20 protein-coding genes and 1 pseudogene are annotated in these 20,756 nt (G+C 70.1%); 12 read left to right on the top strand and 9 right to left on the bottom strand.

The genetic code is table 11. The features are described 5' to 3' along the window. The first annotated feature begins 108 nt into the window (after nucleotides 1–108). A complete protein-coding gene (locus SSP29_RS04165) occupies nucleotides 109–474 on the top strand; it encodes a hypothetical protein (protein ID WP_089099073.1) in 366 nt (121 codons plus the stop codon). A 284-nt stretch (nucleotides 475–758) separates the two neighbouring features. Here the strand turns inward: SSP29_RS04165 and SSP29_RS04160 are convergent, their stop codons facing one another. Further along, a complete protein-coding gene (locus SSP29_RS04160; protein ID WP_089099072.1) occupies nucleotides 759–2,429 on the bottom strand; it encodes a fumarate hydratase in 1,671 nt (556 codons plus the stop codon). A gap of 180 nt (nucleotides 2,430–2,609) precedes the next feature. Between SSP29_RS04160 and SSP29_RS04155 the strand changes: the two genes are divergently transcribed. Then, nucleotides 2,610–3,311, top strand: a complete 702-nt coding sequence (locus SSP29_RS04155; RefSeq protein ID WP_089099071.1) for a DUF1707 SHOCT-like domain-containing protein — start codon at nucleotides 2,610–2,612, stop codon at nucleotides 3,309–3,311. Nucleotides 3,312–3,464: 153 nt separating this feature from the next. Next, the gene (locus SSP29_RS04150; protein ID WP_089099070.1) at nucleotides 3,465–3,848 is read left to right on the top strand and encodes a WhiB family transcriptional regulator; all 384 of its coding nucleotides are present in this window, start codon (nucleotides 3,465–3,467) and stop codon (nucleotides 3,846–3,848) included. Between the two features lie 153 nt (nucleotides 3,849–4,001). Here the strand turns inward: SSP29_RS04150 and glpX are convergent, their stop codons facing one another. Further along, a complete protein-coding gene (glpX, locus tag SSP29_RS04145) occupies nucleotides 4,002–5,039 on the bottom strand; it encodes a class II fructose-bisphosphatase (protein WP_089099069.1) in 1,038 nt (345 codons plus the stop codon). A gap of 127 nt (nucleotides 5,040–5,166) precedes the next feature. On the opposite strand from glpX, the gene SSP29_RS04140 reads away from it, so the two are divergent. Both SSP29_RS04140 and SSP29_RS61510 read left to right on the top strand, forming a co-directional pair. Continuing rightward, nucleotides 5,167–5,691 (top strand): DUF4245 domain-containing protein, encoded by a 525-nt coding sequence (locus SSP29_RS04140; protein ID WP_089099068.1) that lies wholly within the window; start codon nucleotides 5,167–5,169, stop codon nucleotides 5,689–5,691. Nucleotides 5,692–5,771: 80 nt separating this feature from the next. Further along, nucleotides 5,772–5,894: pseudogene (locus tag SSP29_RS61510) on the top strand (IS30 family transposase); the annotation flags it as partial. Between the two features lie 70 nt (nucleotides 5,895–5,964). Here SSP29_RS61510 and SSP29_RS04135 read toward each other — a convergent pair. The 3 genes from SSP29_RS04135 to xseA form a co-directional block, all read right to left on the bottom strand. Continuing rightward, on the bottom strand, nucleotides 5,965–6,555 hold the full coding sequence (locus SSP29_RS04135) for a malonic semialdehyde reductase (RefSeq protein ID WP_089099067.1): 591 nt from the start codon (nucleotides 6,553–6,555) through the stop codon (nucleotides 5,965–5,967). Nucleotides 6,556–6,697: 142 nt separating this feature from the next. After that, nucleotides 6,698–6,934, bottom strand: coding sequence for an exodeoxyribonuclease VII small subunit (locus SSP29_RS04130; RefSeq protein ID WP_089099066.1), 237 nt, complete (start codon nucleotides 6,932–6,934; stop codon nucleotides 6,698–6,700). Nucleotides 6,935–6,970: 36 nt separating this feature from the next. Then, entirely contained in the window at nucleotides 6,971–8,179 is a 1,209-nt protein-coding gene (xseA, locus tag SSP29_RS04125) for an exodeoxyribonuclease VII large subunit (protein WP_089099065.1), read from the bottom strand. A gap of 194 nt (nucleotides 8,180–8,373) precedes the next feature. Between xseA and SSP29_RS04120 the strand changes: the two genes are divergently transcribed. Both SSP29_RS04120 and ppgK read left to right on the top strand, forming a co-directional pair. After that, a complete protein-coding gene (locus SSP29_RS04120; RefSeq protein WP_089099064.1) occupies nucleotides 8,374–9,387 on the top strand; it encodes a 4-hydroxy-3-methylbut-2-enyl diphosphate reductase in 1,014 nt (337 codons plus the stop codon). Nucleotides 9,388–9,447: 60 nt separating this feature from the next. Continuing rightward, a complete protein-coding gene (gene ppgK / locus SSP29_RS04115; RefSeq protein ID WP_089099063.1) occupies nucleotides 9,448–10,197 on the top strand; it encodes a polyphosphate--glucose phosphotransferase in 750 nt (249 codons plus the stop codon). 81 nt (nucleotides 10,198–10,278) lie between these two features. On the opposite strand, the gene SSP29_RS04110 is transcribed toward ppgK, so the two are convergent. Further along, nucleotides 10,279–10,812, bottom strand: coding sequence for a DUF6542 domain-containing protein (locus SSP29_RS04110; RefSeq protein WP_174855918.1), 534 nt, complete (start codon nucleotides 10,810–10,812; stop codon nucleotides 10,279–10,281). A gap of 196 nt (nucleotides 10,813–11,008) precedes the next feature. Between SSP29_RS04110 and ychF the strand changes: the two genes are divergently transcribed. Then, nucleotides 11,009–12,097: a redox-regulated ATPase YchF gene (ychF, locus tag SSP29_RS04105; protein WP_089099061.1), complete on the top strand. Its 1,089-nt coding sequence runs from the start codon at nucleotides 11,009–11,011 to the stop codon at nucleotides 12,095–12,097. Between the two features lie 144 nt (nucleotides 12,098–12,241). Here the strand turns inward: ychF and SSP29_RS04100 are convergent, their stop codons facing one another. After that, nucleotides 12,242–12,634, bottom strand: a complete 393-nt coding sequence (locus SSP29_RS04100; protein WP_089099060.1) for a PIN domain-containing protein — start codon at nucleotides 12,632–12,634, stop codon at nucleotides 12,242–12,244. After that, nucleotides 12,631–12,897 carry a hypothetical protein gene (locus SSP29_RS04095; RefSeq protein WP_089099059.1) on the bottom strand — a complete coding sequence of 89 codons (267 nt, stop codon included), beginning with the start codon at nucleotides 12,895–12,897 and terminating at the stop codon, nucleotides 12,631–12,633. Before SSP29_RS04095 ends, SSP29_RS04100 begins: the two co-directional genes overlap by 4 nt. 735 nt (nucleotides 12,898–13,632) lie before the next feature. Between SSP29_RS04095 and SSP29_RS04090 the strand changes: the two genes are divergently transcribed. Then, a complete protein-coding gene (locus SSP29_RS04090; protein WP_245883007.1) occupies nucleotides 13,633–17,616 on the top strand; it encodes a type VII secretion EssC family protein in 3,984 nt (1,327 codons plus the stop codon). A gap of 107 nt (nucleotides 17,617–17,723) precedes the next feature. Beyond that, nucleotides 17,724–18,002 carry a pyrophosphorylase gene (locus SSP29_RS04085; RefSeq protein WP_089099057.1) on the top strand — a complete coding sequence of 93 codons (279 nt, stop codon included), beginning with the start codon at nucleotides 17,724–17,726 and terminating at the stop codon, nucleotides 18,000–18,002. Here the strand turns inward: SSP29_RS04085 and SSP29_RS52440 are convergent. Then, nucleotides 17,999–18,337: a hypothetical protein gene (locus tag SSP29_RS52440; protein WP_145968847.1), complete on the bottom strand. Its 339-nt coding sequence runs from the start codon at nucleotides 18,335–18,337 to the stop codon at nucleotides 17,999–18,001. The genes SSP29_RS04085 and SSP29_RS52440 overlap by 4 nt on opposite strands. Between SSP29_RS52440 and SSP29_RS04075 the strand changes: the two genes are divergently transcribed. Beyond that, nucleotides 18,327–18,653 carry a hypothetical protein gene (locus SSP29_RS04075; protein ID WP_145968846.1) on the top strand — a complete coding sequence of 109 codons (327 nt, stop codon included), beginning with the start codon at nucleotides 18,327–18,329 and terminating at the stop codon, nucleotides 18,651–18,653. The genes SSP29_RS52440 and SSP29_RS04075 overlap by 11 nt on opposite strands. A gap of 14 nt (nucleotides 18,654–18,667) precedes the next feature. Further along, a complete protein-coding gene (locus SSP29_RS04070) occupies nucleotides 18,668–20,362 on the top strand; it encodes a hypothetical protein (protein WP_089099054.1) in 1,695 nt (564 codons plus the stop codon). Nucleotides 20,363–20,756: the final 394 nt, after the last annotated feature.

Here is a 20,756-nt window from a genome sequence, read left to right as displayed (position 1 = left end):
GGACTGCGCCCCCGGCCACCGAGCCAGACATCACGGATAAATGTGACTATCGGCCCAAGGTGATGAGGCGATTCCCGCCATCACCACGGCTGGCAGGAGGACCGACCGATGAACTTCACTCCAAAGGGCCTGTTCGGCGCCGTCGCGGCGGTGTCCATAGGCGCGGCGACGCTGCTGGGCGCGGGAGCCGGCACCGCCGGCGCCGCCGGCCGCGCCCACTGCGACCGCGCCGAACGGCCCGTCTGGAGCGGCGATCCCAGCCGCAACGTGACCGCCCACGGCTGCACCCTGCCGTCCGGCGACCGCCGCTGGTACCGCATCGAGGTCGACGACCTGGTGGAGCCCCACCACAAGACGGAGTACCTCAACGGCCCGGTCGACCGCACCGAGAAGCTGCACGACAGAACCCTCAGGTGCATGGGCTACACAGCCGACGGCAACACGGTGAACTGGTTCGGCTGCATGCCCCACTGACGCCCACCGGCTTGTCCGGCGAACACCACAACTCAGCCCGTCCGGTGCCTGAGGCCGAGACCCGGTCCGCACCCCCCTCTCAGCCCGTCCGGTGCCTGGGGCCGAGACCCGGTCCGCACCCCCTCTCAGCCCGTCCGGCGTTTGAGGACGAGGCCGTTCAGGCCGATGCGGGGGTCCGGGGGCGGCAGCCCCCGAAGCGGGCGGTCGAAGGGGGCCCACCCCCTGGAGGACGGGACGGGTAGGGGCGGCGGGGGCGACATCCTTCCCCCGCCGCGCCGGACGCACTACGCCAGCCCGGGGCCCCGGACCGGGATCGAGGTGAACGTCGGAGCCGGAGCGGGGTCCTGGAAGAAGTCGTTGCCCTTGTCGTCGACGACGACGAACGCCGGGAAGTCCTCGACCTCGATCTTCCAGACCGCCTCCATACCGAGCTCCTCGTACTCGACGACCTCGACCTTCTTGATGCAGTCCTGCGCGAGCCGGGCGGCGGGGCCGCCGATGGAGCCGAGGTAGAAGCCGCCGTGCGCGTCACACGCGTCGGTGACCTGCTTGCTGCGGTTGCCCTTGGCGAGCATCACCTTGGACCCGCCGGCGGCCTGGAACTGCTCGACGTAGGAGTCCATCCGCCCGGCCGTCGTCGGGCCGAAGGAACCGGAGGCGTAGCCCTCGGGCGTCTTGGCCGGACCGGCGTAGTACACCGGGTGGTCCTTCAGGTACTGCGGCATCTCCTCGCCCGCGTCCAGCCGCTCCTTGATCTTGGCGTGCGCGATGTCCCGCGCCACCACCAGCGGACCGGTGAGCGAGAGACGGGTCTTGACCGGGTACTTGGTCAGCTCCGCGAGGATCGTGTCCATCGGCTGGTTGAGGTCGATCCTCACCACGTCCGACGACTCGTCGAGGTGCTCGTCGGTGGTCTCCGGGAGGAAACGGGCCGGGTCCGTCTCCAGCTGCTCCAGGAAGACGCCCTCGGCGGTGATCTTCGCGACGGCCTGCCGGTCGGCGGAGCAGGAGACCGCGATGGCGACGGGGCAGGACGCGCCGTGCCGTGGCAGCCGCACCACGCGCACGTCGTGGCAGAAGTACTTGCCGCCGAACTGCGCGCCGATCCCGATCTTCTGCGTCAGCTCGAAGACCTTCTGCTCCAGGTCCTTGTCCCGGAAGCCGTGCCCGAGCTCCGAGCCCTCGGCCGGAATCTCGTCCAGGTAGTGCGCGGAGGCGTACTTGGCGGTCTTCAGCGCGTACTCGGCGCTCGTACCGCCCACCACGATCGCCAGGTGGTACGGCGGGCACGCGGCCGTACCGAGCGAACGGATCTTCGCCTCCAGGAACTTCATCATGGAGGCCTCGTTGAGGACGGCCTTCGTCTCCTGGTAGAGGAACGACTTGTTGGCGGAGCCGCCGCCCTTCGCCATGAAGAGGAACTTGTAGGCGCCGCCGTCGGTGGCGTACAGCTCGATCTGGGCCGGCAGGTTCGACCCGGTGTTCTTCTCCTCCCACATGGTCAGCGGAGCCATCTGGGAGTAGCGGAGGTTGAGGTTCAGATAGGCGTCGTAGATGCCGCGGCTCAGGGCCGCCTCGTCGCCGCCCTCGGTCAGCACGTTCTGCCCGCGCTTGCCCATGACGATGGCCGTGCCGGTGTCCTGGCACATGGGCAGCACGCCGGCCGCCGCGATGTTCGCGTTCTTCAGCAGGTCGAGCGCGACGAACTTGTCGTTGGCCGACGCCTCCGGGTCGTCGATGATCCGCCGGAGCTGGGCGAGGTGGGCGGGCCGCAGGTAGTGCTGGATGTCGTGGATCGCCTCTTCGGCCAGCTTGCGCAGCGCCTCGGGCTCCACCTTGAGGAACGTCCGCCCGTCCGGTCCCTCGACGGTGGACACACCCTCCGAGGTCACCAGCCGGTACGGGGTGGTGTCCTCGCCCTGGGGGAGCAGATCGGTATACGCGAACTCAGGCATCTCAGCCCATTCCTCACTCTGACGGACGGCCGCCCGCCGACGCTGGCGGGCGCATCCAGCGTAGAACCTGCCACTGACGGGGAGCCTGTGAGGTAAGGCTCAGTTCGGGGACCGTACGGGTTTTCCACAGGTGGCGATGAGGGGTAGTCGCGATCTATCGCGTTTCGGTACCCTGCTGCCGTGGACCTTCAGAAGCAGCCCCCTCGTGAGCCCGCCGGAGCACCGGTCGCCGAGCTGCGCGCCTCGGACGCCGACCGTGACCGCGTCGCCGACATCCTGCGGGAGGCCCTCGCCGAGGGGCGCCTGACCGCCGACGAGCACGCCGAGCGCGTGGAGGGGGTGCTGAACGCCAAGACGGTGGGTGAGCTGGAGATCTTCATACGGGACCTGCCCGCGGCCCACGCCGGCCCGGCCGCCCCGGGCTACACGCCGGTGCCGCCCCGGCCGACGCCCGGCGCGATCCCGGTCGAGGCGGACAGCAACGTGGTGGCGGTCTTCAGCAGCGCCCGCCGCCGGGGCCGCTGGCGGGCGGGCCGCCGGCTGCACGCCTACGCCGTCTTCGGCTCCATCGAGCTCGACCTCACCGAGGCGATCTTCGAGTACCAGCAGGTCGTCATCAAGGCGGTCTCGGTCTTCGGTGACGTCCAGATCCGCGTCCCGGAGAACGTGTCGCTGCGCGGCACCGGCGGCGGTGTGCTGGGCAACTTCGAGGCGGACACGCTGGATTCGGTCGACTCCGACGCGCCGGTCGTCTACGTCGACGGCTGGGCCGTCCTCGGCAACGTGGAGGCGCGGCCGAAGCGCGGAAAGCTCATCGAGGACATCCTGGACCGGGTTCAGGACAAGGTCGACAGGAAGTTGCGCAAACACCTGGACCGTTGACGGTCGCGAATCACTCCCGGCCCGGCGGCCCCAGGGGTCGTGAACAAGCCGCCGGAGTACGGCTGTTGAGGACGCTGTGCATAGGCCCGCGCACAGCGGGTAGGCCTTGCTGCATCGTCTCTCGCTCGCGAAGCCGTCGTCAGGAGTAGACCCGTGCTGCAACCGCCGCATTCGTCCCTGCAGGTCGCTGCCGTTCCGGCCCAGCGGGTGCCAGTGCGGGACAGGGACCAAGACGCCCCCTGGCACACCGAGGCGGTGTGCCGGCGCGACGAGGCAGGCCTGTTCTTCGCACCCTCCAAGGAACCCACCGCCGCCCGGCTGTCCCGGGAGGAGGCGGCCAAGCGGGTCTGTGCCCGCTGTCCGGTGATGGTCGAGTGCCGCGAACACGCGCTGCTCCAGCCCGAGCCCTACGGCGTCTGGGGCGGCCTCACCGCCGCCGAACGCCGCGTGGTCCTGGCCCGCCGCAGGCGCCGCGACATGGAACTGAAGAAGGCGGCGAGGGCGGCGGCGGCAAACCGGATAGCGCAGGCAGGCTGACAAAAAGGCGCCCTCTCCGCACCGAGGGCGCCTTTTGCCAGTGCCCCGCAAGGGGCGCGGGGCCGTGCCGATGTGCGGCTGCCGCCGCGTGAGCGCGACCGGCCACAGCGCACCTGTGGCCGCGCACGGTCGGCAGCCCCCTCTCCGTGGGCGCTACTTCGCCTTGTCGAAATCGACCGAGCTGTAGGCCCGCAGCTTGCGCAGCCGGTGCTCGGAGTCGATCCGCCGCACCGTCCCCGACTTCGACCGCATCACGATCGACTCGGTCAGCGCGGTCTCCGACCGATACCGCACGCCCCGCAGCAGCTCCCCGTCGGTGATGCCGGTGGCGACGAAGAACACGTTCTCCCCGGTCACCAGGTCCTCCGTCGTCAGGACCCGGTCCAGGTCGTGCCCGGCGTCGATGGCCCGCTGCCGCTCCGCGTCGTCCTTGGGCCACAGCTTGCCCTGGATGGTTCCGCCCAGGCACTTGACCGCGCACGCCGAGATGATGCCCTCGGGCGTGCCGCCGATGCCGAGCAGCATGTCGACGCCCGTGCCCTCGCGCAGCGCGTAGATCGACCCGGCGACGTCACCGTCGGAGATCAGCTTGATGCGCGCGCCGGCCTCCCGGATCTCCTTGATGATCCCTTCGTGCCGCGGCCGGTCGAGGATGACGACGGTCACGTCCTCCGGCGTGGCCCGCTTCGCCTTGGCGACCCGCCGGATGTTGACGGAGACGGGCGCGTTGATGTCGACGAAGTCCGCCGCTTCCGGGCCCGTGACCAGCTTGTCCATGTAGAAGACGGCGGACGGGTCGAACATGGCCCCGCGCTCGGCCGCGGCCAGCACGGAGATCGCGTTGGGCATGCCCTTCGCGGTCAGCGTCGTCCCGTCGATCGGGTCGACGGCGATGTCGACCTCGGGCCCGGTGCCGTCACCGATGCGCTCTCCGTTGAAGAGCATCGGGGCCTCGTCCTTCTCGCCCTCGCCGATGACGACCACGCCGTTCATCGACACGGTGGAGACGAGGGTCCGCATCGCGCGGACCGCGGCGCCGTCGGCGCCGTTCTTGTCGCCGCGGCCCACCCAGCGTCCCGCGGCCATCGCCGCGGCCTCGGTCACCCGGACGAGCTCCAGGGCGAGGTTGCGGTCGGGGGCCTCGGAGGGGACATCGAGTTCGGACGGCAGGTGATGATGATTCTCGGTCATCGGAGCGCACCTTTCTGATACGACGACGGCCGGATGAGGGTTTTCCCGTCGACTCTATCGCCAGGCTGACAAAATGAGCAGGGGACCCCACGGATGAGCGCAGCGGGCACCTGCGACGATAGGGGGCGTGGCAGGCACGAACGGCAAGCAGAAGACGGTCCGGGACATGATCCTCTCCCTGGCCCTGATCGGCCTCGCGGCGGGCTTCATCTACCTGCTCGTCCCGCACGACGATCACGCTCCCGACCTTCCGAGGGTCGACTACCGGGTCGAGTTGCTGACGGCACGGCGCGCCGCGACCTATCCGGTGGCCGCGCCCGAGGGCCTGTCCGGCGCCTGGAAGGCCACCTCGGTCCGTTTCCAGGGCGAGGACGGGGATCGCTGGCACCTCGGCTACCAGACCCCCGACGGTCAGTACGTCCAGGTCGAGCAGTCGACTCAGAAGCGCGCCGACTTCATCACCGACGCCAGTCAGGGCGCGTCGGCCACGAAGACGACCGAGAAGATCGGCGACCGCACCTGGACGCACTACACCGGCGGCCGCTACGACGCGCTGGTGCTGGACGGCACCTCCGGCTCGACCACGGTGGTGGCCGGCACGGCCTCCTTCACCCAGCTGACGAAGATGGCGGCGGCGCTGAAGATGTCCTGACGCGGGCGTCGCGACGCGCGAGCAGGAGAGGCCCCCGGCGCCGTCTTGAGTTCTAGTGGTCGTTGCAACACCCCAGTTCGGCCGCCCACACTCCCCAGGACCTGGCGGCCGTCGCCGCCGAACTCAACAGCCGCCCACGCAAAACGCTCGGCTGGGAAACCCCAGCCGAGCGCCTCGCTAAGCTCCTGGCCACAGCCAGTTGATCACCTGTGTTGCAACGACCCCTGGAATCCGCCCCGTTGCCGGGGGCCTCTCGCGCATCTGCGGCGTGCCTCAGACGGTCGTGACGACGTCGTCGTAGGACAGGCGCGGGGAGCGCGGGAACCAGGCGTCCTCGCCCGGCTTGCCGATGTTGACGACCATCAGCGGGGTGTGGTCGTCGTCCAGGAACTCCTTCTGGATGCCCGCGGCGTCGTAACCGCCCATCGGGCCGGCGGCGAGACCGGCGGCGCGGACGCCGATGATGAAGTAGGCGGCCTGGAGGGCGGCGTTCAGGGCCGCGCTGCCCTCACGCACCGCGCGGTCGCCGAAGACGGCGTCCTTGGCCTGCGGGAAGTGCGGGAAGAGCTGCGGCAGCTCCTCGTGGAACTCGTTGTCCGCGGCGAGGATCGCGACCAGCGGGGCGCCGGCGGTCTTCTTCTGGTTGCCCTCGGCCATGTGCTGCACCAGGCGCTCACGGGCCTCGGGGGAGCGGACCAGGACCACGCGCAGCGGCGACTGGTTCATGGAGGTCGGGCCGTACTTGACCAGGTCGTAGATCGCCTGTACCTGCTCGTCGGACACCGGCTCGTCGGTGAAGGTGTTGGCGGTGCGGGCCTCGCGGAACAGCAGGTCCTGTGCGTTGGGGTCGAGAACGAGAGACATGGTTGAACTTCCTAGAGGTCGCGTCCCGGTTCGTATCCGGACCGCGGTCCGGATAGGCTGACGGCACGACCATACGCGAGGGAAGATTCAAGCTTCAACAAAAACCGGACCGTGGTGATCCGCCTCACACCGGCCGCCCCGCTCAGTCCTCCTCTTCGGCCTCTCCGGCCGCTTCCTCCTCGGCCAGCGCCGCGTCCAGCCGGGCCCGCGCCCCCTCCAGCCACTGCCGGCACACCCTGGCCAGCTCCTCGCCCCGCTCCCAGAGCGCGAGGGACTGCTCAAGGCTCGTCCCGCCGGCCTCCAGCCGCCGCACGGTCTCGATCAGCTCGTCCCGCGCCTGCTCGTACGAGAGGGCGGCCTCTTCCGTCTTGCTGCTCATGCACTGACCTTTCTCATCGACTCGTACGACACGGCGTCAGCCGTCGACCCGCACCGTGAACTCGCCCTCGGCGACCCGCGCCCGCAGCGCCTCGCCCGGCGCCACATCCCCCGGATCCCGCACCACATGACCGCCGTCCTTCTGCAGCACGGCGTAACCGCGCTTCAGCGTGGCGGCGGGGGAGAGGGCCACCACGCGCGCGTGCGTGTGCGTCAGCTCGGAGTCGGCGCGGTCGAGCAGATGCCCGACGGTGCGCCGCGAACGGTCGACCAGCGAGGCGACGTGATCGGCGCGTTCGTCGACCATCCGGTGCGGATCCTCCATGGCCGGCCGCGCGAGCGCATGCGCCAGCCCCCGCTCCTCCCGCGCCACCAGCGCGTCGACGCTGCGCCGGCCCCGGTCCCGCAGCATCCGCACCCGCTCCAGCTCCTCCCCGACATCCGGGACGACCCGCTTGGCCGCGTCGGTGGGGGTGGAGGCCCGCAGGTCGGCGACGTAGTCGAGCAGCGGGTTGTCGGGCTCGTGCCCGATGGCGGACACCACGGGCGTACGGCACCCGGCGACCGTCCGCACCAGCTGCTCGTCGGAGAACGGCAGCAGATCCTCCACGCTGCCGCCGCCGCGCGCGACGATGATCACATCCACCTCGTCGAGCGCGTCGAGCTCCTTCACGGCCTGCACGACCTGCGGCACCGCGTGCACGCCCTGCACCGGCACGTTCCGCACCTCGAACCGCACCGCCGGCCACCGGTGCCGGGCGTTCTCCAGCACGTCCCGCTCGGCGGCCGAGGCCCGCCCGCACACCAGCCCGATCAACTGCGGCAGAAACGGCAACGGCTTCTTCCGCTCGGCGGCGAACAGCCCCTCCGCGGCCAGCGCCTTCTTCAGCATCTCCAGCCGCGCCAGCAGCTCCCCGACCCCGACCGGCCTTATCTCGGCGGCCCGCAGGGACAACTGCCCACGCGGCGCGTACCACTCGGGCTTCGCGTGCACGACGACCCGGGCCCCCTCGCCGACCACGTCGGCCACCGCGTCGAACACCTGCCGGTAACAGGTGACGCCGATCGAGATGTCGTGCGACGGATCCCGCAACGTCAGAAACACGACGCCCGCCCCCGGCCGCCGCGAGAGCTGCGTGATCTGCCCCTCGACCCAGACGGCCCCGAGCCGATCGATCCACCCACCGATCAGCCGGGAGATCTCACCGACGGGAACGGGAGCTTCGGCAGACGTGTTCAAAGCCATGCGCCGAGAGTAACGGCGCGCACCGACAGGACCCCCCTCCGTTCGTCCGCCCCGGGCGGGGGTGCCGTCGCCGTGCCGGTCTCGGACGCCAGTGCCTCCCGCGGCCGTATGCCCGGCACACCCCCGGTCTTCCGCCGATTTCCGCGGGATCGTCACCCGGACGCGATCTTCGACCCCCCGAACGCGGCCTTACGATGGGTGCCATGACTGCTTCGCCTGGCCGCCGTGTCCTGCTCGCCGCCCCCCGTGGCTACTGCGCGGGTGTGGACCGCGCCGTGATCGCCGTCGAGAAGGCCCTGGAGCAGTACGGGGCCCCGATCTACGTCCGGCACGAGATCGTGCACAACAAGTACGTCGTGCAGACCCTGGAGAAGAAGGGCGCGATCTTCGTCGAGCGGACCGAGGAGGTCCCGCCGGGGAACATCGTGATGTTCTCCGCGCACGGCGTCGCCCCCGTCGTCCACGAGGAGGCCGAGCGCGGCCGCCTCGCCACCATCGACGCGACCTGCCCGCTGGTCACCAAGGTCCACAAGGAAGCCGTCCGCTTCGCAGGCGAGGACTACGACATCCTGCTGATCGGCCACGAGGGCCACGAGGAGGTCATCGGCACCTCCGGCGAGGCCCCCGACCACATCCAGCTGGTCGACGGCCCGGCCGACGTCGCCAAGGTCGAGGTCCGCGACGAGTCCAAGGTCGTCTGGCTCTCCCAGACCACCCTCTCCGTCGACGAGACGATGGAGACCGTCGACGCCCTGAAGGAGAAGTTCCCGCAGCTGATCTCCCCGCCGAGCGACGACATCTGCTACGCCACGCAGAACCGCCAGCTCGCGGTCAAGCAGATGGGCGCCGAGGCCGAACTGGTCATCGTGGTCGGCTCCCGCAACTCCTCCAACTCCAAGCGGCTCGTCGAGGTCGCCAAGCTGGCCGGCTCCCGCGCCGCCCACCTGGTCGACTTCGCCAGCGAGATCGACGCGGCCTGGCTGGACGGCGTGACGACCGTCGGCGTCACCTCCGGTGCCTCCGTACCCGAGGTACTGGTCGAGCAGGTCCTGGACTGGCTCGCCGAGCGCGGCTACGGCGACGTCGAGATCGTCAAGGCGGCCGAGGAGTCCATCACCTTCTCACTCCCCAAGGAACTCCGCCGTGACCTGCGCGAAGAGGCGGCCACCCTGGTCGCCGAACGCGGCGGCACCGGCGCCGGGGCGTAAGGACCGTCCGTACGGTCCTCCGACGTCGTGACTGTCAGTCGTACGACGTAACGTGTAGCCATGCAGATCTTCGGCGTGGACATCGGTGGTTCCGGGATCAAGGGCGCTCCCGTGGACCTGGACAAGGGCGACCTGGCCCAGGAGCGGTGCAAGGTGCTCACCCCGCACCCGGCGACGCCCGACAGCGTCGCCGACGGGGTCAAGCAGGTGGTCGACCACTTCGGCTGGAGCGGCCCGGTCGGGCTCACCTTCCCCGGTGTGATCACCGACGGCACTCACATCCGCACGGCGGCGAACGTCGACAAGAGCTGGATCGACACCGACGCGCGCACGCTGTTCAGCGAGCGGCTCGGCGGACTCCCGGTGACCGTGGTCAACGACGCGGACGCGGCCGGTGTGGCCGAGATGGAGTTCGGCGCCGGCCGGGACCGCAAGGGCGTGGTCCTCCTGCTCACCTTCGGCACCGGCATCGGCAGTGCCCTGTTCGTCGACGGCGAGCTGGTCCCCAACACCGAGCTGGGCCACCTGGAGCTGGAGGGCCACGACGCGGAGAAGAAGGCGTCCAGCAAGGCCAAGGAGGACGAGGGCCTGAGCTGGGAGCACTGGGCGCACCGGGTCAACAAGTACCTGGCGCACGTCGAGATGCTCTTCACCCCGAGCCTGTTCATCATCGGCGGCGGGGTGAGCCGCAAGGCCGACAAGTTCCTGCCGTACATCGAGGGCATCAAGGCCGAGATCGTCCCGGCCCAGCTGCAGAACAACGCGGGGATCGTGGGCGCGGCGATGCGCGCGGCGCACCACGCCAAGTAGGCGCCGCCACGGCAAGTAGGCGCCACCACGGCAAGTGGGCGCCACCACGGCGCGCGGGCGGGCACGGCACGCGCGCCGGGGTCAGGCTCTGCGGCGGCGCCGGATCAGCCGGATCCGGCGGACGATGACGATCACCCCGGCGATCAGCGTCCCGCCGTAGAGCCAGCCGGCCTGCGTGGACAGGGCTGTCACCAGGCCCATCACGCCGCCCAGGAAACCGCCGCCGCCGTCGGCGACGGCCAGCAGGCCGACGGCGAAGGCGATCGGGACGACGACGGGTGCGGTCAGCAGATCGCCCCCGCGCACCCACAGCGCGGTCAGCGCGGACACGGGCAGGAACAGCACGCCGTACACGGTCAGGGACGCCCCGAGAAGCAGGTCGTCCAGGAAGCCGAGCAGGAACATCGCGGCCATGCAGAAGAGGCCGCAGCCGAGCCCCGTGAGCCGTGGACCCGGCAGCCGCGCGGGCCCCGCCACCGGTGCCGGACGCGACCTTCCCGGAGCGGGCCGGCGCCCGGGCGTCCCCGGCCGCCGTCTCGCCTGCGGCGGCAGCGGCGCGCGGGGGGCGCCTCGGCGCGGTCCGGGTTGTCGGGGTCGGGTCCTGTGATGCTCCACCGGACCAACTTAGGTCGGTTAATGTGCCCAATCGCGGCCCAGACACGCCGAAACCAAGCCGAAGAGGAGAGCTTGGCCAGGTGTTCGACGCGGCCGCCGGCCAGGGGGCCCGAACCCCGTAAACTGGTGGATCGGCCGGCCCGCCGGCACTGGCAGCCCCTGGCCCACTCACCCTCTCACTACGGGAAGTCGCAACGTGTCGCTCACGATCGGAATCGTCGGCCTGCCCAATGTCGGCAAGTCGACCCTGTTCAACGCCCTGACCAAGAACGACGTGCTGGCGGCCAACTACCCGTTCGCCACGATCGAGCCCAACGTGGGTGTCGTCGGCGTCCCCGACGCCCGTCTGGCCAAGCTGGCGTCGATCTTCAAGTCGGAGCGCATCCTCCCCGCGACGGTCGACTTCGTCGACATCGCCGGTATCGTGCGCGGCGCCTCGGAGGGGGAGGGCCTGGGCAACAAGTTCCTCGCGAACATCCGGGAGTCCGACGCGATCTGCCAGGTGATCCGTGCCTTCAAGGACGAGAACGTCGTGCACGTCGACGGCAAGGTCTCGCCGAAGGACGACATCGAGACGATCAACACCGAGCTGATCCTCGCCGACCTCCAGACGATCGAGAAGGTCCTCCCGCGCCTCCAGAAGGAGTCGCGCATCAAGAAGGACGTGGCCCCCAAGGCCAAGGCCGTCGAGGAGGCCAAGGAGATCCTGGAGAAGGGCGACACGCTCTTCGCCCACGGCATCGTCCAGGGCACCGAGCGCAACGAGCTCCTGCACGACCTGCACCTCCTCACCACCAAGCCGTTCCTCTACGTCTTCAACGTCGACGAGGACGAGCTGCTCGACGAGGACTTCAAGACCGAGCAGCGCGCCCTGGTCGCCCCCGCCGAGGCGATCTTCCTCAACGCCAAGCTGGAGCAGGACCTCGCCGAGCTCGACGAGGAGGACGCCCTGGAGCTCCTGGAGTCGGTCGGCGCCGAGGAGCCCGGCCTCGCCACCCTCGCCCGCGTCGGCTTCGACACCCTCGGCCTGCAGACCTACCTCACGGCCGGCCCCAAGGAATCCCGCGCCTGGACCATCAAGAAGGGCGCCACGGCCCCCGAGGCGGCCGGCGTGATCCACACCGACTTCCAGAAGGGCTTCATCAAGGCCGAGGTCATCTCCTTCGCCGATCTGGTCGAAACCGGCTCGGTGGCCGAGGCCCGCGCCAAGGGCAAGGCCCGCATGGAGGGCAAGGACTACGTGATGCAGGACGGGGACGTGGTGGAGTTCCGCTTCAACGTCTGAGTCCGTGAACCGCTCTCCGTTCTGGAAAGCGAGAGCTTGAGAAAGGGCTCACCTTCGAGGGTGAGCCCTTCGCTTGTTCGGGAAGAGCGGCCGCCCGCCGCTGCGCGCCGGCCCGCGCGATCGGACGTCGGAGGTGATCGGTGGTCAGACGGTACGGATGGCAGGGGCGGGCTTGATGTCCTGGGCGTCGATGAGGGCGCGGATGTCGTCCGGGTCCGAGGTCCAGATGATGGCGCCGAGACTGGCTGCCATGGTCACGACGGTGGCGTCGACGATGTCGGAGGTGCCGGCCTTGCCGCAGAGAATGCCTGCGGCTTTGGCGGTTTCGAGGCCGGCGGGTACGACGTGGCACCCGGCGAGGAACTTGCCGAGTCTGACCTGGCGGCGGGAGTCCCGCCATGCCTGGCTGACGACGACGGACGGGACGTGGATGTCCCGGCCGTCCTCCAGTGCCAGGCTGTGGCGGGCCCACATGCGCCGGTCGTCGTTGTCGATGGCGATGAGTACCCCGGCGTCGTACAGGTAGGGGATGTTCACGCGGCCGAGGCTCCCGAACGGCTGAGGTGCTCGGCGTCGGCGGCAGCCAACTCCGCGCGGGCGGCGGCGAGCTCCTCCGGGGTAAAGGCGCCGTGCTCCGCCTGCCACTCCTGGATGACGGCCCGGCCTGCCCGCAGCCGCAGCTCCCGCTCAGCTGCGCCGGCAACGAGTCGGGAGAGCGGGATGCCTTCCTCCTCCGCGGCTCCGGCCAGGGCTTCAACCAGGGATTCGTCGAGAGTGATAGTCACCTTCTTGGTTGCCATACATCAACCATAGCGTGGTATGGCCTGGGTGGGAGTGGTCTTCGGAGCTGACGGGGTACTGGTGGCCCAGCGACGGTGGCCTCGATGGACGACGAAGCGATGGTGCTGCTCACCGGCTCCCACCACGCCGCCGCCGGAGGAGACGGCCGACGCGCAGGTGGCCTTGCGGGTGCTGGCGTAGCCGTCTGATGCCGACCGCCGTGGACGACTTCGGTTGCTGAAAATCGTCCAGCCCATCGGCAGAGGCGTCATCGGCACAGGACGCAAAGCCGTTGCTGTTGTATGAGCAACCGATCGAGGACCGGTTACCGCCTGGCTCGGGACCGCAGAAGTCCCACCCCGCCGCTGCGTTGTTGTTGCGTGCTCGGTCAATCGGTTTGCACGCGATGTCGATGCCCTCCCTAGCGAGCCGCGGAAGACTGGACGCCTCCTTCTGGACCGATGAGGAGGCGGCGCGCGGTGCGGATCGTCTGTGTCGACGGTGGACGCGAGTGGGACGTGGAGGTGCGTTTCGGCCGACCGGACGCCACCCTCGCCGATCTGGGTGCGGCCGTGGGCATGTCAGGCCAGGTGCTTGCTGTCGACGGCCGGGTGATGCCCCCCGAGACAGTCGTGAACGAGTCCGGCCTCGTACACGGTTCGCGGGTGGCCGGTGCCCGCGGGCGTGTGGCCGGTGGACCCGGTGGACCCGGTGGACCCGGTGGACCACGGAAGCCGACGGCCGTCCTACGGCTGGTGGGGGGTCTGGAGGCGGGCCGTAGCGTTCCGCTGGCGGTGGGCCGCACGGTCGTCGGGCGTGGAGCGGAAGCGGACGTCCGCGTTGCGGCCACGGGCGTCTCACGGCTCCACGCCGCATTCGACGTCCTGCCCGACGGCCAGGTCACCGTCACCGACCTCGGCTCGGCGAACGGTACGGACGTCGACGGCGCCAGGATTCGCGAGGTGGTCCCCGTCCATGCCGACGACGTCGTGTCGCTCGGCGGTGAACTGCTTCTGCGTGTCCTGCCCGCCGGCCGGCTCGGCCCGGTGCAGCGGATCAACGCCGTCCGCGAGGCCGGGCCCGGCGGGACGCTGCCGTTCAACCGCCCGCCGCGGGGCGGGCGTCCGGCTGACACAGCACGGATTGCCGTCCCCACGCCGCCGGCTCGCACGCACAAGGCACCCTTCAGCGTCGCAGCCCTGCTCGGCCCGCTGGCCATGGCCGCCGCGACCGTCATGCTGACCGGCGACCCGCGCTACGCGGCCATCGCGGCGCTCACCCCGCTGATGTTCCTGGCCAACTTCGCCGAGGAACGCCTGCGCGGCAGGTCCGCGCTGCGCCGGGGGAGCCGTGAATACGCTGCCCGGCTGGCGGAGTTCGAGAGGGCGGTGGAGCGCAGGCACATCGAAGAGATGCGGTCCCGCCGTGCGGCCCACCCCGATCCGGCCGAGGTGCTCTACCGGGCATCCGCCCCGGGGACCGCGCTGTGGGAGCGGCGTCCGGCCGCGGACGACTTCCTCCAGCTCGTGGTTGGGACGGCTGACCTGCCCTGGAGTCTGCCGTTGGACCGGGGCTCCGCCGAGCCGGCACCGGAACCGGAGGCCCTGCTCGCGCGCAGGTCCGTGCTGCCGCAGGCGCCCGTGGTGGTGGGTGTCTCGGCAGGTGAGGCCGTGGGCTTCGAGGGAAACCGGAAGGCGTGCCTGGCCGTCGCCCGGTCCCTGCTGTGCCAGGCCGTGGTGGGCAGCGGGCCCGCGGACGTCACGATCGCGGTGTTCACCGACGCCGATCGGCTCGCCGAATGGGACTGGACCAAGTGGCTGCCGCACGGAGCCGATTTACGATCCGGGACGGCACGGCTGGTGGCGGTAGGTCCGGAGCAGGCCGACACGCTGGCCCAGCACCTGCTCACCGCAGGGCCGCCCGCGCAGGCCGCGGCCGGTCAGCCCGCCACAGGTCCGGTGCTGCTCGTGGTCGTGGACGGTGCCACCTTGCTGGAAGGCCGCCCCAACCGACTGCGGGACCTGATCGCGGGCACCGCGGTACGCTGCGGGGCGCTGGTGCTCACCACCCGTCTGCCGGCACTGTGCACTTCCGTGGTCACCGCCTCGCCGGAGGGCGTCGGACAGGTCCGTGACGTGGCCCTGGGCGTCACGGTGGAGCAGGTGCTGTTGGACGGCATGCAGGCGGCCGAAGCGCGGGAGACGGCCAGGGCGCTGGCCTGCTTCGAGGACCCGGAACTGCGGATCGAGGGCGCCGGACTGCCCGACCGGATCTCCCTGCTTCCCCTGCTGGGCCTGGAGCACGTGGACGGCGCCGTCGTCGCCGCCCACTGGCAGAAACGGGTGCCCGAGCTGCGGGTCCGGGCAGCGCTGGGCGTCACCGAACGCGACCTGTTCACCGTCGACCTCGACGATGACGGACCGCACGCGCTCATCGCCGGGACGACCGGTTCCGGCAAGAGCGAGCTGCTGCGCACGCTCATCGCGAGCATGGCGGCCGACGCGGACCCGGAGCACCTCACCCTCGCGCTGATCGACTACAAGGGCGGCGGCGCCCTGGACGAGTGCGCCGCCCTGCCGCACACCGTCGGCCTGGTCACCGACCTCGACGAGCAGCTCAGCGAACGCGCCCTGCGCTGCCTGGAGGCCGAACTGCACCACCGCGAGCGGTTGCTGCGCGAGACGGGCCTGAGTCACGTACGCGATTACCAGCGGCTGCGTGACACCGGGCGGACCGAACTACAGCCGATGCCGCGACTCGCCGTGGTCATCGACGAGTTCGCCACGCTGATCAAGGCACTCCCGGACTTCGTGGATGCCCTGGTCGGCATCGCGCAGCGCGGCCGCAGTCTGGGCGTGCACCTGATCATTGCGACGCAGCGGCCCGCGGACTCCGTCAACGACGCGATCAAGAACAACGTCAAGCTCCGCATCGCGCTCCGGCTGGAATCCACCGGCGACTCGCAGGACGTCATCGACAATCCGGCCGCCGCGGCGATCGGCAGCCGGCAGTGGGGTCGCGCCTTCTACCGGCTCAGCGCTCGTGAAGTCGTGCCGGTGCAGACCGCTCTGTCCACTGGCGTCACCCCCAGGACGGCCGTCACGGCTCCGGCGACCGCCGGCCCCTTCCTGCTGGCCCTGCCCGCCGCCGAGCCGGGCGCGGCGGAAACCGACGGGGCAACCGACCTGCAGCGCCTGGTCGCGGCCGCCCGGGACGCGGCGGGGCTGGCCGGTTTCGCCGAGCCGCGCCGGCCCTGGCCCGACCCCCTGCCTGCCGTCGTACGCACCGCCGATCTGCCGCCCGTCGCGGAACGCGGTCTGCAGACGGAAGCCGCCGGCCTGCCCGCGTACGCTCTCGCCGACGACCCCGAGCGGCAGCGGCAGTATGCGGTCGGCTGGGATCCCGCGGCGGGGAACATCCTGGTCTACGGCAGCGGCGGCTCGGGCACCTCCACCGCTCTGGCCGCCCTCGCCCTGGCCTCGGCCGGCTCCCGGCCGCCAGAGAGGTGCCACCTCTTCGCCCTCGACATGGGTGCGGGCGACCTGGCGCCGCTGGGAAGCCTGCCGCACACCGGGGCCCACATCGGGCCTGCCGAACGCGAGCGGCAGATCCGCCTCATCCGGCTGCTGCGCCGGGAACTCGACGAGCGCAAGACGCGAGGCGTCGCTGCGCCCGGGGTGCTGCCGGCCCCGGACTGGCTGGTGCTCATCGACAACCTCGGAGCGCTGCTGTCGGACTTCGACAAGGACATCGCCGGGATGAACCTCATCGACGAACTGGCCCGGGTCTACGCGGACGGGCCGGCCGTCGGCATCCGCTTCGCCGTCGCCGCGGACCGGTCCGGCGCGGTGCCGTCCGCGTGGGCTGCACTGACCCAGCAGAAGCTGCTGATGGGCATGGCCGACCGCGGCGAATACGGCTACTTCGACGTGCCTCGCGGTGCGGTCCCCGCCTATGTTCCCGGGCGCGCGCTGGTGGCCGCGACGCGCCAGGTGATCCAGATCGGTCTGCCCGCGGAGGACCTCGGTGCCGCGGTGGCCGCCTGCTCCGCCCGGTGGCCCGGCGCCGCCACCACCGCGCCCCGTGTCGGCCTGCTGCCCGCCGAGATCACCCTCGGTGCCCTCGCGGCACCGGCTGCGGCGACCGCCGAGCCCTGGTACGTCCCGGTCGGTCTGGACGCGGACACCCTCGGCGGCACGGCCCTGCGGCTGTACGAGCAGGAGCACGCGCTGATCGCCGGACCGCAGCGGTCCGGCCGCTCCACCGCCCTGTGCACGATCGCCCGCCAGGTGACCGCCGCGGCGGACCCGCCGGCGGTCGTCGCGTTCGCCGCTCGCCGCTCGCCGCTGCGCGAACTGCCCGGGCTGACCGCGCTCGTCACCGAGTACGGCGGCCTCGAAGCGGTCCTCGCCCCGCACCCGGGCCCCACCCTCCTCCTCGTCGACGACGCCGACACGGTCGAGGACGAACTCGGGGTCCTGGACCGCTGGCTGTCCGCGGCCGGGCCCGGACACCACCTTGTCGCCGCCGGGCGCGCCGACGCCCTCCGCCGCACCTACGGCCACTGGACGCAGCGCGCCCGCGACAGCCGCTGCGGCATCCTGCTCGTCCCGGACCACGACCTCGACGGCGACCTGCTCGGCACGACCCTGCCCCGCCACGACCGCCTCGCACCCCTCCCGGGGCGTGGCTACCTCGTCACGGACGGCATCGCGGGCGGGGTGCAGGTGGCGCGGTGACAAGCCCTGCGCGCAGTGTCAACGGGTCTGCGCTGCACATCAACGACAGGGCGACTTCGGCGGCGGAGACTTTTCACGACAGCAGAGGCCTGTGAGAGGAGAAGGAAATGGCGGTAATTTCCACCGATGCCGCGCACCAGGAAGTCGCGAGGATGATGGCCCTCATCACGAACGAGTTTCCTGCGCTCATAGGGAAACTCAACGGCCACGGCCGGGCCCTCAGCGACCCCAAGCACTGGGACGGCCCGTTGGCGCAGAAGTTCCGCGGTGAGGTGTGGCCCCAGGCCAGCAAAGACCTGGACAAGATGCACAACTCGCTGCGAGAACTCCAGCAGCAGGTGCAGAGGATCCTCACTGCTATCGACAGGGCCGGCGGCATGCATTAGACCTCATCGGTCGCGCAGAGCCCGCAGACCAGGCTCAGGAGATCACTGATGTCCGAGACAGATCCGGCGAAGCCCGCCACAACCGGCGGGCGAAGCCGCGGCCGGGACGCGCCAGTCGCGTAACGCCTGGCGAGCGAGATCGGGCAGGCACCTACCGCGATCACCGCTGTGGCATCGCCCACCGCGACCTCGAACCATCCCACATCGATCACCCAACTTCCATCGAGGTCCGCGCGTTGAGGGACCAGAGCCAATGGGACGGCAATCGCAGAGCCGAGTTCCGGATTGCTTGGCGCAGCGTGTATGCCGACCTCAAGAAGGCTGGTGAATTCCATGGTCGCGCCAACCGACCACGCCAACTACGACTTCGGCGCGGCTGATCGGCTCAGTTGGGCGTTGTTGAAGGCGCACGAGAAGATTGAGACCTTCACCCGGCTGCGGGCCTCCCGTCGGTCCGAACTGCTGGGCAGCCGCAAGAGCGACAACTGGTCGGGCTGCAGGCGTGACACCTTCGAGAAGCATTTCACCGATCAGCAACGCGCCCTGCGCCAGTTGGCCGATGAGATAAGCCGACTCAAGGGCGCCGTCGACCGGGCCACGAACGAGGCCCTGCAACAGAACAGCGCTCGCCCGCGCAAGAGCCCGCGGTAGGAGGGGGGCGGGATATGCCTCACGAGCCCAAGGTGTCCGCGATTCCGGCAAATCTGTACAGCTACTCCAACCAGTGCTCCCAGGCTGCGCAGGAACTTCAGAACTGGGTGCGGAGCGTGCTGATTTCCGCACTGCAGGACTACACGCGGCAGGTGAACGTGAGCGTTGAGATCTCGGCGGTCACCAAGAGGACCGAAGTCGTCGAGCGCGATCTTCCACAGCAGATCGCGTCCGCGTACTACACCGACCACGACGTCCGGCTCACCGGCCTGGACTTTCAGGAGGCCGGCGGCGGGCCGTCCCACAACGCGCCACCCAGCCGGCCGATCAAGGTGCTGGAGAAGGACCTGCGGGCGGCGCAGGTGATGGACGTGACCGGCGCGGCAGTCGGGGCCATGGCAGCGTTGGAGATGAAGGACTACTACCCGCGACTCAAAGGCGCCAAGTGGATCACCGACCGACTGGCCGCTCACGCCGACAACCCGGCGTTCTGTGCCGCGTTCCTCAACGCCCTCACAACCGAACAACTCAAGCAGTACCTGATCCTGAACCGGGCAACCGATCCGGCCGTCGTCAGCGCGCTGCGCAGCGGAATGCTGACGCGGAGCGTGATCAACGAGATCACCGAAAAGCTGGTCGCGGCTCCGGCGACGGAGCCGCCGAGCGGCGACGACCCGGTGACCTTCTACACTGATCTCAACACCGACCCGACGGCGGCAGCCCGCTTTGCGAAGTCGCTCAGCGCCGAACAGCTCCTCCACCTGTTCAACTCCGCGCCCCCGTACTGGAAGTCGTCGCAGTACGGAAATTGCTGCATCCAGATCGGCCTGCTCCAGGTGCTCACGACGGCGACGGGCCAATTGCGTACGCCGGAGGAGACCAAGGAACTGCTGGACAAGGCCGCTCGCTGGTTCGAGACCGTGCCGGCCGCCGGGCAGAGCCAGATGAACGCGATGATTCACCCCCTGGCGGACTTCCTGGGCGCCGCCGGGTCGAATCTGATGATGATGCCGCCGCCACTGACAGGGAACGAGGCAGTGGACGACCGCACGATCGGCCGGTGGGCGCGCGACAACGGGGCCAACCTCGCCTGGCTCAAACCGTTCACAGAGTGGATCGCGGCCGGAGATGAGGCGGAGGCGAAACTGACGGAGGAGGAAGCCGGCGGATTCGCGGAGTTTGGCATCGACCTGCTCTGTGACGTGGTCCTGGAACACATCCTTCCCGAGGGGGGAAAGCTCTCCACCCGCATTCTCGACCCGGTCCTCCACGCCGCTATCGGGACCGCCGCGGTCAAGACCTTCGAGCCGGCCATCGCCAAGCTCATCACTGCGGATGGCATGGAGACTCTCGACCGCGCACTGGCGAAGCAGGTGGCGGCGGACACCAGCGGGAAGGATCCCGCGGAGGCGGCCAACGAACTCCTCTGGTACAAATCCCGTGCCACGACCATCACGTTGGTCTTCAACTCCTACCAGGTCCACCGGATCTCCGACGGCAAGCAGGTCGACCTCGCCGCGGCGCTCGGCCTCAAGGGCGCCGACGCTCACGACCCGAAGAAGCTCTCAGAGGCTCTCGCACACGTATCCGGACCACACAGTGACTGGGTCAGCAACTACGACATCCGGAACAAGAGTGGTCACGTCTCGAACCTCTTCAACATCCTGAATGACCTGCGCGCGGGCTTTCCCGGTGTCTCGGACAAGTAGACGCCGCCGAGGCAGCGAGGAGACACCGGGGCGACGTACTGCAGGAGGTGTCGGTGTCCCTGCGCCCCCCCCAGACGCCCGGCCATCGCTACTGCTCGGAGCCGATCGCCCGCCTCGCCCACAAGAACGCGACCGGCCCAGTGGACCGGAGACTGGCGCGGTGGCGCTCCAGAGCCCAGTCGTTCTCGCGGTTCCATCCGATGTGATCACGCTGTGCCGGGGGTGGTCAGGTGCCGCCCTGGCACGGGGTGCGGTCCCGGTCCGGATGCGGGAGGCATCCTCTGTGAAGGTCACATCGCGCACAATCCTGGCGCTGGCATTCGCTGCGTGCAGTGTCAACGGGTCTGCGCTGGACATCAACGACAGGGCGGATGCGGCGGCGGAGAATTTTCGT

Source organism: Streptomyces hyaluromycini (assembly GCF_002217755.1).
Classification (GTDB): domain Bacteria; phylum Actinomycetota; class Actinomycetes; order Streptomycetales; family Streptomycetaceae; genus Streptomyces; species Streptomyces hyaluromycini.
Note: the sequence above shows the minus strand (reverse complement) of the source record. Positions and strands in the feature narration are given on the sequence as shown.

Coding starts and splice junctions, on each gene's coding strand:
- SSP29_RS52440 (WP_145968847.1), bottom strand. CDS start 18,337: ATGGAATTCACCAGCCTTCTTGAGGTCGGCATACACGCTGCGCCAAGC.
- xseA (WP_089099065.1), bottom strand. CDS start 8,179: ATGGCTTTGAACACGTCTGCCGAAGCTCCCGTTCCCGTCGGTGAGATC.
- SSP29_RS04085 (WP_089099057.1), top strand. CDS start 17,724: ATGGCGGTAATTTCCACCGATGCCGCGCACCAGGAAGTCGCGAGGATG.
- glpX (WP_089099069.1), bottom strand. CDS start 5,039: ATGACCGAGAATCATCATCACCTGCCGTCCGAACTCGATGTCCCCTCC.
- SSP29_RS04160 (WP_089099072.1), bottom strand. CDS start 2,429: ATGCCTGAGTTCGCGTATACCGATCTGCTCCCCCAGGGCGAGGACACC.
- ppgK (WP_089099063.1), top strand. CDS start 9,448: ATGCAGATCTTCGGCGTGGACATCGGTGGTTCCGGGATCAAGGGCGCT.
- SSP29_RS04130 (WP_089099066.1), bottom strand. CDS start 6,934: ATGAGCAGCAAGACGGAAGAGGCCGCCCTCTCGTACGAGCAGGCGCGG.
- SSP29_RS04095 (WP_089099059.1), bottom strand. CDS start 12,897: ATGGCAACCAAGAAGGTGACTATCACTCTCGACGAATCCCTGGTTGAA.
- SSP29_RS04120 (WP_089099064.1), top strand. CDS start 8,374: ATGGGTGCCATGACTGCTTCGCCTGGCCGCCGTGTCCTGCTCGCCGCC.
- SSP29_RS04165 (WP_089099073.1), top strand. CDS start 109: ATGAACTTCACTCCAAAGGGCCTGTTCGGCGCCGTCGCGGCGGTGTCC.
- SSP29_RS04070 (WP_089099054.1), top strand. CDS start 18,668: ATGCCTCACGAGCCCAAGGTGTCCGCGATTCCGGCAAATCTGTACAGC.
- SSP29_RS04135 (WP_089099067.1), bottom strand. CDS start 6,555: ATGTCTCTCGTTCTCGACCCCAACGCACAGGACCTGCTGTTCCGCGAG.